At 49.6% G+C, this 16,842-nt stretch carries 16 protein-coding genes and 1 pseudogene; 2 read left to right on the top strand and 15 right to left on the bottom strand.

Annotated features, from left to right (window positions below):
* Positions 1-26 precede the first annotated feature (26 nt).
* Together BUB86_RS14420 and BUB86_RS14415 are read left to right on the top strand one after the other, a co-directional pair.
* Positions 27-1,244, top strand: a complete 1,218-nt coding sequence (locus BUB86_RS14420) for a hypothetical protein (RefSeq protein ID WP_073210767.1) — start codon at positions 27-29, stop codon at positions 1,242-1,244.
* A 12-nt stretch (positions 1,245-1,256) separates the two neighbouring features.
* Complete coding sequence (locus BUB86_RS14415; protein ID WP_139261652.1) at positions 1,257-2,096, top strand: hypothetical protein; 840 nt, start codon at positions 1,257-1,259, stop codon at positions 2,094-2,096.
* A gap of 8 nt (positions 2,097-2,104) precedes the next feature.
* Here BUB86_RS14415 and BUB86_RS14410 read toward each other — a convergent pair whose 3' ends face one another.
* The 15 genes and pseudogenes from BUB86_RS14410 to BUB86_RS14340 all read right to left on the bottom strand — a co-directional run bounded on the left by BUB86_RS14410 (position 2,105) and on the right by BUB86_RS14340 (position 16,463).
* On the bottom strand, positions 2,105-3,070 hold the full coding sequence (locus tag BUB86_RS14410; RefSeq protein ID WP_073210764.1) for an acetylornithine carbamoyltransferase: 966 nt from the start codon (positions 3,068-3,070) through the stop codon (positions 2,105-2,107).
* Between the two features lie 25 nt (positions 3,071-3,095).
* Positions 3,096-5,159: a PP2C family protein-serine/threonine phosphatase gene (locus tag BUB86_RS17080; RefSeq protein WP_254795184.1), complete on the bottom strand. Its 2,064-nt coding sequence runs from the start codon at positions 5,157-5,159 to the stop codon at positions 3,096-3,098.
* A gap of 23 nt (positions 5,160-5,182) precedes the next feature.
* Positions 5,183-6,370 carry a glutamate-5-semialdehyde dehydrogenase gene (locus BUB86_RS14400; protein WP_073210762.1) on the bottom strand — a complete coding sequence of 396 codons (1,188 nt, stop codon included), beginning with the start codon at positions 6,368-6,370 and terminating at the stop codon, positions 5,183-5,185.
* A gap of 16 nt (positions 6,371-6,386) precedes the next feature.
* A pseudogene (gene proB, locus BUB86_RS14395) lies at positions 6,387-7,145 on the bottom strand (glutamate 5-kinase); the annotation flags it as partial.
* A 3-nt stretch (positions 7,146-7,148) separates the two neighbouring features.
* On the bottom strand, positions 7,149-7,508 hold the full coding sequence (locus BUB86_RS14390; RefSeq protein ID WP_073210758.1) for a YraN family protein: 360 nt from the start codon (positions 7,506-7,508) through the stop codon (positions 7,149-7,151).
* A 24-nt stretch (positions 7,509-7,532) separates the two neighbouring features.
* On the bottom strand, positions 7,533-9,200 hold the full coding sequence (locus BUB86_RS14385) for an AMP-binding protein (protein WP_073210756.1): 1,668 nt from the start codon (positions 9,198-9,200) through the stop codon (positions 7,533-7,535).
* A gap of 40 nt (positions 9,201-9,240) precedes the next feature.
* Positions 9,241-9,798 carry a helix-turn-helix domain-containing protein gene (locus tag BUB86_RS14380; protein WP_073210754.1) on the bottom strand — a complete coding sequence of 186 codons (558 nt, stop codon included), beginning with the start codon at positions 9,796-9,798 and terminating at the stop codon, positions 9,241-9,243.
* 14 nt (positions 9,799-9,812) lie between these two features.
* Complete coding sequence (locus tag BUB86_RS14375) at positions 9,813-10,457, bottom strand: hypothetical protein (protein ID WP_139261650.1); 645 nt, start codon at positions 10,455-10,457, stop codon at positions 9,813-9,815.
* A 29-nt stretch (positions 10,458-10,486) separates the two neighbouring features.
* On the bottom strand, positions 10,487-11,266 hold the full coding sequence (locus BUB86_RS14370; RefSeq protein ID WP_073210751.1) for a pyrroline-5-carboxylate reductase family protein: 780 nt from the start codon (positions 11,264-11,266) through the stop codon (positions 10,487-10,489).
* A 5-nt stretch (positions 11,267-11,271) separates the two neighbouring features.
* Complete coding sequence (locus BUB86_RS14365) at positions 11,272-12,411, bottom strand: aspartate aminotransferase family protein (RefSeq protein ID WP_073210749.1); 1,140 nt, start codon at positions 12,409-12,411, stop codon at positions 11,272-11,274.
* A gap of 20 nt (positions 12,412-12,431) precedes the next feature.
* The gene (argC, locus tag BUB86_RS14360; protein ID WP_073210747.1) at positions 12,432-13,397 is read right to left on the bottom strand and encodes an N-acetyl-gamma-glutamyl-phosphate reductase; all 966 of its coding nucleotides are present in this window, start codon (positions 13,395-13,397) and stop codon (positions 12,432-12,434) included.
* A 35-nt stretch (positions 13,398-13,432) separates the two neighbouring features.
* Positions 13,433-14,635, bottom strand: a complete 1,203-nt coding sequence (locus BUB86_RS14355) for an argininosuccinate synthase (RefSeq protein ID WP_073210745.1) — start codon at positions 14,633-14,635, stop codon at positions 13,433-13,435.
* Positions 14,636-14,676: 41 nt separating this feature from the next.
* Positions 14,677-15,279 carry a GNAT family N-acetyltransferase gene (locus tag BUB86_RS14350; protein WP_073210743.1) on the bottom strand — a complete coding sequence of 201 codons (603 nt, stop codon included), beginning with the start codon at positions 15,277-15,279 and terminating at the stop codon, positions 14,677-14,679.
* A gap of 20 nt (positions 15,280-15,299) precedes the next feature.
* Complete coding sequence (gene argR / locus BUB86_RS14345) at positions 15,300-15,776, bottom strand: arginine repressor (RefSeq protein ID WP_073210741.1); 477 nt, start codon at positions 15,774-15,776, stop codon at positions 15,300-15,302.
* An 84-nt stretch (positions 15,777-15,860) separates the two neighbouring features.
* Positions 15,861-16,463 carry a DUF4923 family protein gene (locus tag BUB86_RS14340; RefSeq protein ID WP_073210739.1) on the bottom strand — a complete coding sequence of 201 codons (603 nt, stop codon included), beginning with the start codon at positions 16,461-16,463 and terminating at the stop codon, positions 15,861-15,863.
* Between the last annotated feature and the right edge of the window lie 379 nt (positions 16,464-16,842).

The following is a 16,842-nucleotide window of genomic DNA, read 5'->3' as shown; positions in this document are numbered from 1 at the left end:
TAATAATAACTTAAAACAATCTGATTATGTACAAGAAACTTATGTTTGGCATCATGGCTATAGCGGCCATGACAGTATTGAACAGTTGTAGTCAAGATGACTTGGAGAAAGTCTACGACGAGAACACCTCGCTCGATTCGCCTTTCATTTTTTCTGAGGGCTATCAAGACTCCATCATCGTGGCCTACGACCTGCCAACACCTGCCACCGACTGGCTGAGTATGGTAAAGGACGAGACAAAGGTGTGCAAGCTGAGCATCCCTGGTACCCACGACACCATGACCGGTATGGGATTCTATCAGCCTGTGCTGAAGTTTATCTTTAACATGACGGCTATCAGTCAGGTGTCAACACTCGGCGAACAGATGGCCAGCGGTCTGCGCTTCTTCGACATCCGTCCTGTGGTGAGCACCGACACAATTGCTAAGAAGAAGATCTTACGTCTGACACACGGCATCAGTGAGCTCGACATCACTTTCGAGTGGACTATCGACCAGCTTCAAAGCTACCTGAAAGCTCATCCGACGGAGTTCTTCATTGTCAAGCTGCAGTTCGACAACGGTTTTGAAGATCAGAAAGACTTGTACACCCTGCTCAGCAATGTATTGCACATGTCGAAGTATCAGGGTCTGTTCGTTGAGAACTGGCGCCCAGACATCACCGTAGCCGAGATGCGCGGCAAGATTCTGTGGCTGAGCCGCTTCGACCTGCGCCCGTTTAACGCAGTCTTCCATTATCCAATCGTGTACTGCGACTGGCCCGATGAGGATCCCGATATCGATGAGGAACTCAACCCCGAGGCTCAGCGCAACTGTGCCATGTATAGCATGGAAGATGAAACGGTGATGGCTAAGCTCTACAAGCAAGACTACTACAAGACCACTACCGAGAAGCGCATGAAGAACAAGCAGAAGACAGTGATCGACATGATGCACACGGCACGCGAGGCTACCGCATCCGATGAGAACATCTGGATAGTGAACCACTGCTCGGCCTATACCGAGGTGTCGCCACGCGGATATATTACCAATGCCTCCAACCTGCACCCGCTGGTTGTCGACGACCTGCAGAAATACGAGGGCACCGTGGGCATCATACCTATGGATATGGCTTGCCACGACTACGTACACTGCATCATCAACGGTGGCTCACCTTATACCAGCGACTATCTATATGGCTTCCACCCCTTGAGCCTGTCGGTTACCAACCTGCTTATTAAGTCGAACAAGTTACACTTTAAATAAATATAAATAGGTATGAAACACAATATTCAAAGTCTCATCGTTCTCATCGCGATGATGTTTGCGGCAACAGGGGTTCAGGCTCAGAATGACGATAAGATACATGCCGAGGACGGCTTGTTCAACCACCTCTCTGTAGGTTTGACCACCGGACTTACAGGTACTGGTGTCGATGTGGCTATGCCCGTGCACAAGTTAGTGACGGTAAGAGCCGGTTTTGCTGGATGGAATATAGGTAAGATCAAGTTTAAGGCCATTAACACCGCCTCCGAGATTACTCAGATGCAGATGGTAGAAGAGGATGCCATCAAGCGTGCACAGATGGTTGATAAGGTAGAACTGCAAGTCAATCCTAACTTCTGGAACTTCTACGTGCTGGGCGAGGTGCATCCGTTCCATAACCAGCCTTTCTACTTCTCGGCAGGTTTATTCTTCGGCAGCCAGAATTTTGTTCACTTCAAGAACACCAACGAAGGTGCGCTGGGATTCCTCTACGATGCTAATCAGAAGGTGGAAGACTACAACAGACTCTACCGCACTAACTATCCGCCTATCGGACTGAAATTCGGCGATTACATATTCACTGCCGATGAGAATGGTAACATCGACGTGCGCATGAAGACCAATGCTGTGAAACCTTATATCGGTGTAGGCTTTGGTCAGCACCTGGCTAAGACACATCGTGTTAGTTTGGCCGTAGATGCAGGCCTCATGTTCTGGGGATCACCGAAATTCGTACTGAACAACGGAACTGAGATCGATTCGTCGGGCAGCAATTCGGGCATCACCAATGTACTGTCGTGGTTGAAGGCCTGGCCAAATATACAGGTACGTGTAGCTTATAAGATTTTCTAGAATCGACTTTACAGTGCTTCGAGCATTCGCTTGATAACTACTGAGCAGCTGATCTCACGATTGGCTGCTTCTGGTATTACAAGGCTATTGGGCGACTCGATGACATCGTCGGTAACAATGAGGTTACGACGTACGGGCAGACAGTGCATGAACTTACCATTGTTTGTCCATGACATGTGCTCGGTGTCAACGGTCCACGACATATCCTTTGATGTAATCTTTCCGTAGTCGGCAGGGTTAGTAACACCAGGGTTACTCCAGTTCTTGGCGTAGATAAAGTCGGCACCCTCGAAGGCTTTCTTCTGGTCGTACTCTACAACGGCGTTGCCCACGAACTTCGGGTCGAGCTCGTAGCCCTCGGGGTGTGTAATCACGAGGTCCACATCAGGAGCGGCGTTCATCCACTGTGCAAACGAGTTAGGTACTGCCTGAGGCAATGCACGGCAGTGAGGTGCCCAGGTGAGTACCACCTTAGGACGTTCAACCACCTTATGCTCCTCGATGGTGATGAGGTCGGCAAAGGCCTGCAGGGGGTGAACGGTGGCTGTCTCCATGGCGAAGACGGGGCGGCCGGAGTATTTGATGAACTGCTGCAGCACGGTCTCGGCATAGTCGTACTCGCGGTCGGTGAGTCCGGCAAACGAGCGCACACCGATTAGGTCGCAGTAGCATCCCATCACGGGGATAGCCTCGAGCAGGTGCTCGCTCTTGTCGCCATCCATGATGACACCACGCTCGGTCTCCAACTTCCAGGCACCGGCATTCACATCGAGCACGATCACATTCATGCCGAGGTTCATAGCGGCCTTCTGGGTAGAAAGACGTGTGCGCAGGGAGTTATTGAAGAATATCATCATGAGCGTCTTGTTCTTGCCAAGATGCTGATATTTGAAACGATCGTTCTTGATCTCAAATGCTTCGGCCATCGCCTTATCCAATGGACCGAGGTCTTCAACGTTTATAAAACTCTTCATATCTTAATACTTTTGTTTATTACTATTATAATGCTTTGAGGCACATGATGGTCATGTCGTCGCTTGGCTCTGCGCCATCACGATGACGTTTCACTTCTGCTTCCATAAGCTCTACTACGTGGCGGGCATCCTTGAACTTTGTATGCCTCAGTATATTGAGCATGTGGTCATCGCCAAACTGTTCCTGTTTCGTGTTCTCGGCTTCATTCAGTCCGTCGGAATAAATGAAGAGAGGGCGCCCCTTGATGGATTCTATCTCCTCGCCGATGTACTCCAGTTCCGGCCATAGCCCGATAGGTGCATTCGGCTCCATCTCAAGGAACGAACCATGATTTTCGTCGCCTCCGATTACAGGAGGGTTGTGACCGGCATTGCAGAAGTGGAACAGTCCGGTGTTGAGGTTTAGCTGCCCGATAAACATTGTTACAAACATGCCGTTGTCGTTTTTCTCAGTCAGTTCGTTGTTCAGTCGTGTGGCTATTGTGGCAGGCATCTGGTGCTGCTTGGCCAGCGCACGGAACAGACGTATGGTCTGCGCCATAAACAGTGAGGCCGGCACTCCCTTACCTGATACATCACCCAGACAGAAATATACTATATCGTCTTCAAGCAGATAGTCGTAAAGGTCGCCACCCACCTCCTTTGCCGGGTTCATCGATGCATAGAGATCCAAGTCGGGGCGCTGGGGAAACTCGTGTGGCACCATCGACATCTGTATCTCGCGGGCAATGCGCAGCTCGCTCTCAATGCGCTCCTTGGCGGCGGTGGTCTGCTCCAGTTGCTCGTAGGCTGTTTCCAACTTGTCGTAGGCCACGGTAAGATCCTTCATGTGGCGGCTGCGGCGGTATAGATAGATGCAGAGGAAGGCGATGATGAGCAGTCCCACGCCGATGGCTGTCCATAGCGTGATGCGCTCTATCTTCTCCTTATGCTGTTCCACCTCGAGCTTAGACTGATACTCGCTCAGCTTCAACTGCTGTGCCTGGCGGTCCAGACTGTCGTTCTTAAGTTTGATAGATGCGTTGTTCAGTTCTATGTCGCGGTTCTTCAGCGTAAGACTTAGTGCCTCTTCCTCCAGTCGGCGCTGCTCCAGTTCGTCCTGGGCATGAGCCAGTTTCAGCGACTGGTTGTGCAGCAGTAACTCTTTAGTCTTGTTCTCGGCTCGGATAATATCCATCTGCATGGCATGCTCTGCCGCCTGCTTGCGAATATCTGACGTATTGCTTGAGTCGCTAGCCTTTTTATACTCCTTGTGGTATTTCAGGGCCTCTTTCCATTTGCCCTGCCATTCGTAGGCATAAGACATCATCTTGTATTTCTCCTGCGGCTGCTTTACCTGTTGGGCCACCTCCAGCATCTTCTCATAGTCGCCGTTTACCTGTGCATGGTATATTTCAATATCGTTGGTAAAGGTAGAGCGATATTTGTATTTCTCCGAGAGTCGTTTCCATTCCGCATAGGCTTTGTTCAGTTCTGTCTTTTGAGCCTCGCCACTGTTATGCATGGCAGCAATGCATCGGTAGCTCCACGCATCAACTATCGACGGCCCGTTAAGGTTCGGTTCCTTAAGAGCCTTGTCGGTCATCTCCAGCACCTTCTTCTGGTCTCTGCGATTATGGTATATCTTAGCCAAGCCCAGATAGGCTGGTGCAGCATTGATCTGTGGAAGATAAGCCTGCTTGTATTTGATGGCTTTAAGATAATACTCCTCGGCCTTTATCTCCATCCTCAGCGCACTGGCTTGGCTGGCATTGGCCAGGGATGAATAGTAGAAACCCAGTTTGCTGTCGTGCTTCTGACTGTAATCGTTCATGGCCTTGGCTACCTCCATACCTTTCTCTCTACTGATCTTAGAGAATGTATAGTAGGCCTGATTGGCCCAGGTCCTGTAGAATAGTCCCTCGTCTTTCGCTTTCAGACAGGCATCCTTCAGCTGTTCGGTGACATCCATGAACTGCTCAACCTCGTGAGTAGAGTACAGTCGGTACATCTCTTTTGTCAACCGGTCTATTTCGCCCTTATTGTTTTGTGCAGCCAGTACGAGTGGCAGCAAAAGGAAAATCAGTAATACAGTAATCTTTCTTTTCATATCGTTCCCTCCTTATCTGTTGTCTATGGACGAATCTGTCCTTCACCCTCGATGAGCCACTTGTAGGTGGTAATCTCTTCGAGTGCCATCGGTCCGCGGGGTCCTAGCTTCTGGGTAGAGATGCCTATCTCGGCACCAAGCCCGAACTGGGCTCCATCGGTGAACGATGTGGGTGCATTCCAATAGACACAGGCAGCATCGACATGAGCCTGGAACTTGCGGGCAGCCGCTTCATTCTCGGTGACGATGGCCTCGCTATGACCACTGCCGTGTTGGTCGATATGGTTGAGAGCCTCCTCCAAAGATTTGACGGTTACGACATTCATCTTGTAATCCATGAATTCTGTGTCATAGCGGCTCTCATCGTTGAAGAAGATCTCCACCTTTCCTTTCATCGGAGCCAGTAATTCGTCAAGTTCGCCCTCCCTGTCTTTGTGGACGAGCAGTGTGTCGAGCGCATTGCACACACTGACGCGGCGTGTCTTGGCATTGTTGATAATGGCTTTTCCTTTCTCCAAGTCACCATCTTTGTCGAAATAGATATGCACTACGCCTGCCCCCGTTTCGATAACTGGTATGCGGGCGGTATCGCGAACGAAATCAATGAGCTTGCGACCGCCACGGGGGATGCAGAGATCAACATAGCCTACGGCATTTAGCATCTCGCCTGTAGCCTCGTGAGTGGCTGGCAACAGCGCTACCACATCTTTAGAAACACCATACTTCGTAAGTATCTCATGAATCAGAGCCACCTCTTCGCGGTTACTACAGTCGGCATCCTTACCACCCTTGAGTACGCAGGCATTGCCGCTCTTGAAACAGAGCGAGAAAACATCGAACGTAACGTTTGGACGGGCCTCGTAGATCATACCAATCACACCGAAAGGTACCGATACGCGACACAGACGCAGACCATTGGGCAGCGTCTTCTGCTTGGTGATATGTCCTAAGGGAGATGGCAGTGTGGCCACATTGCGCATATCGGAGGCGATGCCCTCTAAGCGGCTGTCGGTTAATTGCAGACGATCGTAAAGAGGATTCTCCTTCGACATCTTTGCCAGATCCTGAGCGTTGGCTTCGAGGATTCTTGCCTTACTACCAACGATGGCATCGGCAACGGCATTCAGTATCTCGTTGCGCTGCTCGTCGCTAAGCAGAGCCAGACTCTTGCTGGCACGCTTCACTCGTTCGAATGTCTCTTTCAGTTGCATATTTCTTCTATGTTAGGAATTCGGTGTGAGGTGTTGATTTGGGGCGCTCGATGAGATCAATCAGGATATCATCACGGGTACCATTGGCAATGATCACATGTATGCCGGCACACTGTACGTTGCTGGCAGTGTGATACTTAGAGTGCATGCCTCCACGACCGAAGGCACTCTTCTCTGTCTGGATATACTTAGAGAGGTCGGTGCATGGGGCTACCGTACGAATCAGTTCAGAAGAAGGATCGTCGGGGTTGCCGGTGTAGATACCATCGATGTTTGACAACAGGATGAGCGAGTCGGCTTTCATCATCTGTGCGATGAGGCCGGAGAGCTCGTCGTTATCGGTGAACATCAGCTCGGTAACTGATACGGTGTCGTTCTCGTTGACGATAGGTAGTACATCGTTCTCGAGCATCACAGTCATACAAGCCTGCTGGTTGCGATACTGCTCGCCTGCGCTGAAGTTCTCTTTCATGGTAAGAACCTGTCCGACGTGAATGCCGAACTCGCGGAACAAGTCGTAATACAGACCTACGAGTTTTACCTGACCAACAGCCGAGAACAACTGTCGCTGTTCTACTGAGTCGAGCATGTGGTCGACTGTAAGCTCGCGGCGACCGCAGGCCACAGCACCCGAAGTAACGAGGATGACCTCGATATCCTGCTTGCGCAGCCAGGCTATCTGATCTACGAGGGCCGACATGCGGGTGACATCCAGTTTGCCGTCATCGCGTGTCAGCACGTTCGATCCTACTTTGATAACAATTCTTCTTTTCATTTTCTAATATAATGGTACATCTTTGATGTGATCTATTTTCGGCTCCAGGCCAATCGTGCCTACCACAGAGATGATATCGAACCTGACGTCGCAGTTCACGTGGCGATATTTGATATAGTGGTTGATGGCCAGACGCAGACTCTGCAGTTTGCGATAGTCTACTGCCTCTTCGGGAGCACCATAGAGAGAGTTGCGGCGGGTCTTGACTTCAACGAAGATGACTTCGTTGCCATCGGTTGCCACAATGTCAATATCACGTCGACCTGATTTCCAGTCGCGTTCTATGATCTGATAGCCATGATGTTGTAGGTACTCTGAGGCTTTGTCCTCGCCCCATTTCCCTAACTCATTATGCGCCGCCATTAATTATTAATTGTCAATTATCAATTATTTTTTGGCGTCTTTCTGTCGAATCTCTACGCGACGGATCTTACCACTGATGGTCTTTGGCAGTTCGTCGACGAACTCGATGATGCGGGGGTACTTATAAGGGGCAGTTACTTTCTTGACGTGCTGCTGAAGCTCCTTCACCAGGTCGTCGCCAGCCTTGTCTTTCCATTCCTTACCCAGCACAACGGTAGCCTTAACCACCATACCGCGCACTTCATCGGGCACACCGGTGATGGCGCACTCTACTACTGCGGGGTGGGTCATCAGGGCACTCTCTACCTCGAACGGGCCAATGCGATAGCCTGAACTCTTGATCACGTCATCTATACGGCCTTCAAACCAGTAGTAACCATCCTCATCGCGCCAAGCCATATCGCCGGTATGATAGAGTCCGTCGTGCCAAGCCTCGCGGGTCTTCTCTTCATCGCGATAGTAGCCTTTGAAGAGTCCTACGGGTTTCTTGTCGCCCACGCGAACCACGATTTCTCCCTTCTCTCCGTCCTCGCATGGAGTACCGTCGGCACGAATCAGGTCGATGTTGTACTGGGCGTTAGGGATACCCATTGAACCTGGCTTTGGTGTCATCCAAGGGAAGGTGCCCAGTGTCATGGTGGTTTCGGTCTGTCCGAAGCCTTCCATGATGTTGAGACCTATCAGTTCCTTCAGCTTGTCGAATACGGCAGGGTTCAGTGCCTCACCGGCAGTGCAGCAGTACTGCAGCGAAGAGAGGTCGTACTTCGACAGATCCTCGCGAATCATGAAGCGGTAGATGGTGGGAGGTGCACAGAACGAGGTCACCTTGTATTTCTCCATCTGGCGCAGCAGGGTGTCGGCATTAAACTTCTCGTGGTCGAACACGAACACGGTTGCACCGGCAAACCACTGTCCGTAGAACTTACCCCATACGGCTTTACCCCAACCCGTATCAGCTACGGTAAGGTGCAGCGAGCCCTCGTGCAGGTTATGCCAGAAACAACCTGTGGTAAGGTGTCCCATGGCGTAGAGGTAGTCGTGAGCCACCATCTTAGGCTCACCGCTGGTGCCGCTGGTAAAGTACATAATCATTGTGTCTTCGTTGTTGTTGACGAAGGCAGGACGCACAAACTTCGGTGCCTGCTTCCATTCTGCCTGCCAGTCACGGAAGCCTTCGGGGATGGGCTTGCCGTGATCAGTTACAGTGATATACTGCTTTACTGTGGGGCTCTCTGACATAGCCAGTTGTATCTGACCTGTGACGTATGCATCGTCTACGCAGATGATAGCCTTCACGCTGGCGCGGGTGTTACGATAGATAATGTCTTTCTTGGTGAGCATGTGGGTGGCTGGAATCACGATGGCACCGATCTTACACAAGGCCAGCATGATGATCCACCACTCGTAACGGCGCTTCAGAATCAGCATCACAGGGTCGCCCTTGCCAATGCCCAGCGACATGAGGTATGAGGCAGCCTGATCACTTTGTTCTTTCAGTTGTGCATAGGTGGCACGTATCTCTTCGCCCTGATCGTTGGTCCAGAGCAGAGCAAGCTTTTCAGGTGCCTCCTCAGCCCATGCATCCATCACATCGTAGGCAAAGTTGAAGTTCTCAGGGATGATGAACTCCAGATTCTTATTGTAATCCTCTACTGAGGTGAACTTAGTCTGTTTTAAAAATCTCTCTATCATATTACTATTCACTATTCACTATTCACTATTCGCTATTCACTTACTCTACTGTGAAGGCGAGGAACTTAACGGGTTTATCGCCTACGGCCAGCATGCCGTGGGGCTTTGATGAGTCGAAGTAGATGCTGTCGCCCTCTTCGAGGATGATGGTCTTACCGCCGATGAAGAGTTCCATCTTACCTTCGAGAACCAGGTTGAACTCCTGTCCTGGGTGTGTGTTCTTATAGATGGTACGTGCACCGGGCTTAGGCTCGACGGTTACAATGAACACGTCGGAATGGTGGTTTACGAAACCGCTTACCAGACTCTGATACTTGTAGGCCTTGGTGCGCTCTACGCTCATGCCCTGGCCCTTACGAACCACGAAGTATGACTTCATGTGAGGTGCCTCGGCAAACATCAGCTCCTCGGCACTGACACCATACTTGTGGGCAATCTTCATCAGGTTTGATATGGTAATATCCAACTCGCCTTTTTCTATTTTCTCGTACTTCTCGGAGTCGATTCCGATTGTTTCTGCCATCTCACTTACTGGGATGTCGAGCACGTCGCGCAGTCCACGCAGGCGCTCACCGATTTGCTTTAATTGCTCATCCATATTATTCGTATAATTTATCGTTCGTCTACTATTTTATAATTTGTATATTTCTCTTTGGGGAATACGAAGATGTTATCGTCGATATTGCCGGCCTGGAAGTCAGAGAAGGTGATGGTGGCCCAGAAGATGCTCACCTTGATGCGTAACTTCTTGGGGTAGTAGTTGCCTTGATTGAGCAGGGCTATAATCTTCTTCATCTTCACTTTGACGCCGGGTTTGGCTTCAAGGGTTACCAGCAGTCCTTCGGGATCTTTGGCGATGGAGTAGTTATAGCTGTCGGGCTCGAACTTGAACATCTGCAACTTCTCGTCCTTCTTGTTCACTTTAGGATCGTGAATCTCTACGATGCCTTTCTTCTCGCGGAGGATATATTTGACATTACCGTCGTTCCACATCTTGGAGCCTTTATATTCCGACTTAGCCTTGTCGCCCTTGTTCCACGATGTACCTTCTTCTTTATAGAGGTGAAGGATGTCTATCTTATAATGAAAACGTACGCCTTCTTTTCCATAAATATGATTCCAGGCAGTGTTGAATACACGCTTGGCCTGACGGGCATTGGCATTATCCTGTGCCGAGATAGTGAATAGTGAATAGTGAAGAGTGAATAGTAATACCATCACCCTCATCAACCAAGCACTTTTTATCTCCTTTCTCATAACCTTCTCCCTTTCTGACCTTCTCACCCTTATTTCAGTCCTGCCTTCAGTCCACGGATAACGGCTGAGGTGAAGCCTGCATGCTCCATCTCGTTCAGTCCTTTGATAGTGACACCACCAGGAGTGGTTACCAGGTCTATAGCAGCTTCGGGGTGCAGACCGCTTGCCTCCAACAGCTCTACAGCTCCCTTCATGGTCTGCATCACAATCTTCTTGGCATCGTCGGCCTTGAAGCCCAGCTCCACGCCACCTTCGGCTGCTGCACGGATATAACGCATGGCGTAGGCAATACCGCAGCTGGCCAGTGTGGTGCCTGAGGCCAGATGCTGCTCGTCGGTAATCAGGGTGTGACCCATCTCATCGAAGATGTCTACCACCTTCTGTGTTTCTTCTTTCGAAGCACCTACAGGTACAACAAATGTCATCGAAGCCATCTCGGCGATAGCGATATTGGGGATAACCAGGAAGAGTGGGGGGCACTTCTCGCCCAACCATCCCTTGATGCTCTCTGACGATACACCTGCAGCAATCACAATCAGCAACTGCTTCTTGGGATCCAGCTCAGGCTTGATGTCGGTCAGTACCTTCTCTACCAACCAGGGTTTTACTACCACGCACACAATGTCGGCAGCATCGGCAGCCAACTTATTGTCGGTAGTAACGCTAACGCCCATCTTGGCAAACTTGTCAACCACAGCCTGCGATGGATCGCTCACGGTGATATCCTCGTTCTTGAACTGCTGACCCTTAATAAGGCCTTCTACAGTAGCGCCGCCCATGGCGCCTGCTCCTATTACTGATATTTTCATAATGCTTAATCTTCTTCTGGTTGTACTCTAATCAGTCTCTCGATAAAGTCATCGGCTTCTGCCTTGGTGAGACAGAGTGGTGGCAGCAGGCGCAGAATGTCCTGACCAGCACAGCCGGTAAAGCAATGCTCATGCTTGATAAGCGGTTTGCGAACCATCTTATGAGGCATGTCGAGTTCAATACCAATCATCAATCCGCGACCACGTACCTCCTTGATATGTGAGCTACCGATGTTGCGGATGCCTTCCATCAGGTAGTCACCTACCACGCGGGCGTTCTCAACCAGTCCTTCGTTCTCGAATACGTCGAGTGTGGCCAGCGCTGCTGCACAAGCCAGATGGTTACCGCCGAAGGTGGTTCCCAGCTGTCCGTATACGGGCTCGAACTCAGGTGAAATCAGCACGCCGCCCATGGGGAATCCGTTGGCGATACCCTTTGCCACGGTGATGATATCTGGTTTGATGCCCAACCACTGGTGAGCAAAGAACTTGCCGCTTCGACCATATCCACACTGAATCTCGTCGCAGATGAGCACGGCGCCATAACGCTTACAAGCGTAAGCCAGGCCCTGAGCAAACTCAGGTGTGGCCATCAGGATGCCACCAACACCCTGGATGCACTCCAGGATAACGGCTGCTACGCCGCCTTTCGACAACTCGCGTACCCATGGCTCAAGGTCGTTGAGTGGCAGGAATCGTACGTGGTGGTTATCGTTGATGGGGGCTACAATCTTAGGATTGTTGGTTACCTCAACAGCCAGCGATGTACGTCCGTGGAAGGCTTTCTCGCATGAGAGAACACGTGTGTTGCCTGTCTTAAATGAGGCCAGCTTCAGCGCATTCTCGTTAGCCTCGGCACCAGAGTTGATCAGGAACAGCTGATAATCGTCGTAGCCGGAAATCTTGCCGAGACGCTCGGCCAGTTCTACCTGCAGCTTGTTGATAACAGAATTGGAATAGAATCCTATCTTGTTGAGCTGCTCTGTTACCTTACTAATATAATGGGGATGAGAGTGACCGATGCTGATCACAGCATGTCCACCATATAGGTCGAGGTACTCCTGACCTTTGTCGTCCCACACTTTACATCCTTTTCCCTTGACGATGTTCACGTCGAAGAGTGGATAAACGTCGAATAGTTTCATATCGTCTCCTCCTTAATGATTTAGAAAGCTGATGCTTTCAGTTTGAGTCCGGCGGTCTCGTCGATGCCGAACATAATATTCATGTTTTGTACAGCCTGACCTACGGCACCCTTCAGCAGGTTGTCGATAGCAGAGGTTACCAGCAGCTTATTGCCGTATTTCTCTACATGTACCAATGCCTTGTTGGTGTTCACCACCTGCTTCAGGTCTATCGACTTGTCGCTGTAGTGGGTAAAGGCTGCATCCTTATAGAAGTCTTTGTAAGCCTCGATCACATCCTCAACTGGTGCAGGTGTTTTGATGACTGCTGTGCAGAAGATGCCACGGGCAAAGTCGCCACGGTAGGGGATGAAGTCAATATCGGCATCGAGATAGCCCTGAACCTGCTTCAGACTCTGACGAATCTCAGCGATGTGCTGATGCTGGAAGGGCTTATAGATGCTCAGGTTGTTGTTACGCCATGAGAAGTGGGTGGTGGCACCTGGCTTCTGTCCGGCACCTGTAGAACCTGTGATGGCATTCACGGCCACATCCTCTTTCAGTATGTTCAAGTAGGCGGCGGGCAGCAATGCTACCTGGATACATGTGGCAAAACAACCAGGATTAGCTACATGCTGAGCCTTTGTGATATCTTCCTTGTTAATCTCAGGCAGACCATATACATAGTCATGATTGCCCTTGATACGGAAGTCCTGTGCCAAGTCGATAATCTTTACGTTCTCAGGGATGGTGTGCTCTTTAAGGAATGCCTCACTCTTGCCGTGGCCGAAGCAGAAATACACAACGTCAACCTTGTCGAAAGGCATCTCGTTGGTGAATTTCAGATTGGTGTCACCTATCAGACCTTCATGTACATCTGATACCAGATTGCCTGCATTACTCTCAGAGTTGGCGAATACAATTTCCGCCTCAGGATGGTTGAGCAGCAGACGAATTAACTCTCCGCCTGTATAACCTGCTGCTCCAAGGATTCCAATTTTAATCATATAAGTCCTAAAGTCCTGTAGTTTGTTGCCTAATATTATCTTTTCTCGTCTTTATGGATACCGTAGTAAACACGCAGAGGTGTGCTCGATACCTTGATGAATCCCTTAGCCTCGTCGGCTGTCCAACCAGTCTGTGTCTCACCATACTCGCCGAGCTTACTCTTAGTGAGGTCGTTGGCAGAGTCGATACCTACAGTCTCGAATCCGTAAGGACGGAGCTTCAGGATGGCTGTACCTGTTACGTTGCGCTGGCTGCTGGTGAGCATAGCCTCGATATCTGGCATCACTGGCTCCAGATACTGACTCTCATGCAGGAACATGCCGTACCAATTGGCTACCTGATCCTTCCAGTACTGCTGCCACTTAGAGAGTGTTGACTTCTCCAGCAGACGGTGTGCCTCGATGATCAGTTTTGGAGCGGCAGCCTCGAAACCTACACGACCCTTGATGCCGATGATGGTGTCGCCCACGTTGGCATCGCGACCGATAGCGTATGATGCACCAATCTCCTCAATCTTCTGGATGGCCTTGACCTTATCGTCGAACTTCTCGTCGTTAACAGCTACAATCTCACCCTTGTCGAAAGTGATTTTGAGTGTAGCCTCCTGCTCAGGAGCAGTCACGTGCTTCAGGTATGCCTCCTCTGGCAGACCCTGTGTGGGGTCGAGCAGCTCGCCGCCACAGATACTGGTTCCCCAGATGCCTACATTATAAGAATACTTCAGCTTGGTGAAGTCGGCAAAGAAACCATGCTCGTTCAGATAGTCAACCTCCTCCTTACGAGTCAGCTTCTTATCGCGGGTCAGGGTGATGATCTCTACGCCAGGAGCCATCACCAGGAAGGTCATGTCGAAACGGATCTGGTCGTTACCGGCACCTGTTGAGCCGTGTGCGATGGCATCGGCACCAATCTCCTTGGCATAACGGGCAATGGCGATGGCCTGGAAAATACGCTCGCTACTTACAGAAATAGGATAGCAGTTATTACGCAGAACGTTTCCGAAGATCATGTACTTCAGAGACTTCTCGTAATACTCGTGAGTAACATCGAGGGTAACGTATGCCTTTGCACCCAGCTTAAAGGCGTTCTCCTCGTTCTTCTTCAGCTGCTCGTCGCTGAATCCACCGGTGTTGGCGCAGGCTGCATAAACATCCCAACCATCCTGGGTGAGTTTCATAACTGTGTAAGAGGTGTCGAGACCTCCTGAAAATGCGACTACTACTTTCTTGTTTGCCATATCTTTAATTTCTTAATTCTTAATTCTTAACTCTTAACTTTTCACTCTTCTCCGTCAATCTTACGGATACGCTCCAATACCTCGTCTGAAATCTTGGCGGGCAGATGCTCGGTTGGGTCGTAGAGCATAGCTGTGCAGATACAGTACTTGCGACCTGTGCGATGCAGCACATCTACGTTGCAGCATCCTTCACAACCTTTCCAGAATGCCTCGTCGTCGGTCAGGTCGGCAAAGGTTACTGGCTGATAGCCTAGTGCGGTGTTCATGGCCATCACTGCGGCGCCACTCGTCAGTGAGAAAATCTTGGCGTGTGGCCAGCGGGTACGAGCCAGTGTAAAGGTCATGTCTTTGATGCGCTTGGCAATGTGCTTGCCTCTGAAGTCAGGATGTACAATCAGACCAGAGGTCGTAACATATTGCTGATTCTCCCATGTCTCGATATAGCTGAAACCTGCAAATCGTCCGTCCTTGGTAAGTGCGATGACTGCTTTGGCCTCCAGCATCTTCTTGGCTAAGTACTCATGGGTACGCTTGGCGATACCAGTGCCACGTACCTTCGCTGCTTCGGCGATGGTGTCGAGAATCGTATCTACGTATTTCTCGTGCTCTGGGCCTGCTACCAAGACTTCAATTTCTTCTTCCATTTCTAATTATGAATTGTGAATTACTTCATGTTTGGCACCACATCGCTCAGTGCTTCAATCACCTGTTGATATTTGATGCCTTCTTTAATTACTATAAATATGGTGTCATCACCAGCGATGGTACCCAGAATCTCTGGTATGTCGCTGTTGTCAATGTTCCATGCTATTGAACTGGCATAGCCAGGACGGGTCTTGATGATACCCATGTTGCCCGAAAAGTTAATGCTGATAAAGCCGGGTACGCGCATCATCTCGCGGACGCTGTTGGGGGTGCTTACTCGCTTGTACATCGTCTCGTTAGGTAGTACATAAACGTAGTTGCCGCTCATTGATGCGGCCTTGGCCACCTTTAACTGCTTTAGGTCACGGCTTAGCGTAGCTTGGGTTAACTTGAATCCCTCCTTCTGCAAGGCATTCAATAACTCGTCCTGACTTCCTAACTGCTGACTTGATATAATCAGTCTCAGCGCTTCTAATCTGTTGGTCTTTACTTTCATCTCAGTATATTTATTCAGAAATCGGTTGCAAAATTATACAAAATTTCGCAACCGACCAAATATTTATGAATATATTTGCAAATATTACCGTTTCATATCGAATCCAACGCGTACGCCGTCGTAATTTTTGCTAAAATCGCCTATCGCTTGCAGGTCTTTGTTGCCACTCAAGGCCGACATCGTCTGCAGTACGGTGAGCAGTTTCTTGGCTTCGAATAATATAGAGATGCCATTAGTTTCTTTTTTAGTGTAGCAGTTCACTGACAGCAGCAGTCCCTTCAGGGTGATTTTCTGCGAAGCCTCGTCGAAAGTGTAGTTACCACTGAATGGTGTGCCAGCTATCTTAGATGAGAAAGTGCCGTCTTCGTTAAAGGTGATGAATGTGTTGCTGGCTGATATCTTAACCTGTTGATAGTAGGGCTGTAGCTTTTCTTCAATCTGTACGGCAGCCACCTCACCACCTGCCTTAGCCAACAGGTTTTCGCTGGTGAATGCACAACCAGGTGCAGAATATTTCCATGTGCCGATCAGAGTCTGGGCTTTCACTTTGTCGAGACCGATAACGCTTGAGATGGCGTTTGTTATACCCGTGCCATTTGTCATAGCACTTAATACCTGGTTCATGTTACCGCAGCTTGCCATCGCTAAGCAGGCAAGAGCAGCTAAACCTAACACAACTTTCTTCATGTTCGTCTTTTTTTTTAGATGAATGTATTTCGTTTCCTGTTGCAAAGTTACTTTAATTCCTCTAAACACCAAAACTTTTTTAGGGAAATTTTTACTCCCCTCCTCTCGGGATGAGGGGAATAGTGGAGAGGGGATAGATTCTTTGTTTCTATTGCCCTTATATAATATATAATAAGGTGAATCTATTTTTGTGATTGATGATTATCAAGAGCAGTATAAAAAATGCATGAAAAATGAAAATTTCTTGGGAAAAGTTTTGGTAGTTCAAAAAAAAGCCGTACCTTTGCACCCGCAAATCAGGAACACCACCTGACAAGCAACAAAAAGAAAGAGTTCTTTGAAAGATTTACATAGACAGAAGTAGTACAAGAAGCGAGAG

This window comes from Xylanibacter ruminicola, assembly GCF_900142525.1.
Classification (GTDB): Bacteria; Bacteroidota; Bacteroidia; order Bacteroidales; family Bacteroidaceae; genus Prevotella; species Prevotella ruminicola_A.
This window is presented reverse-complemented; position numbering and strand designations above follow the sequence as displayed.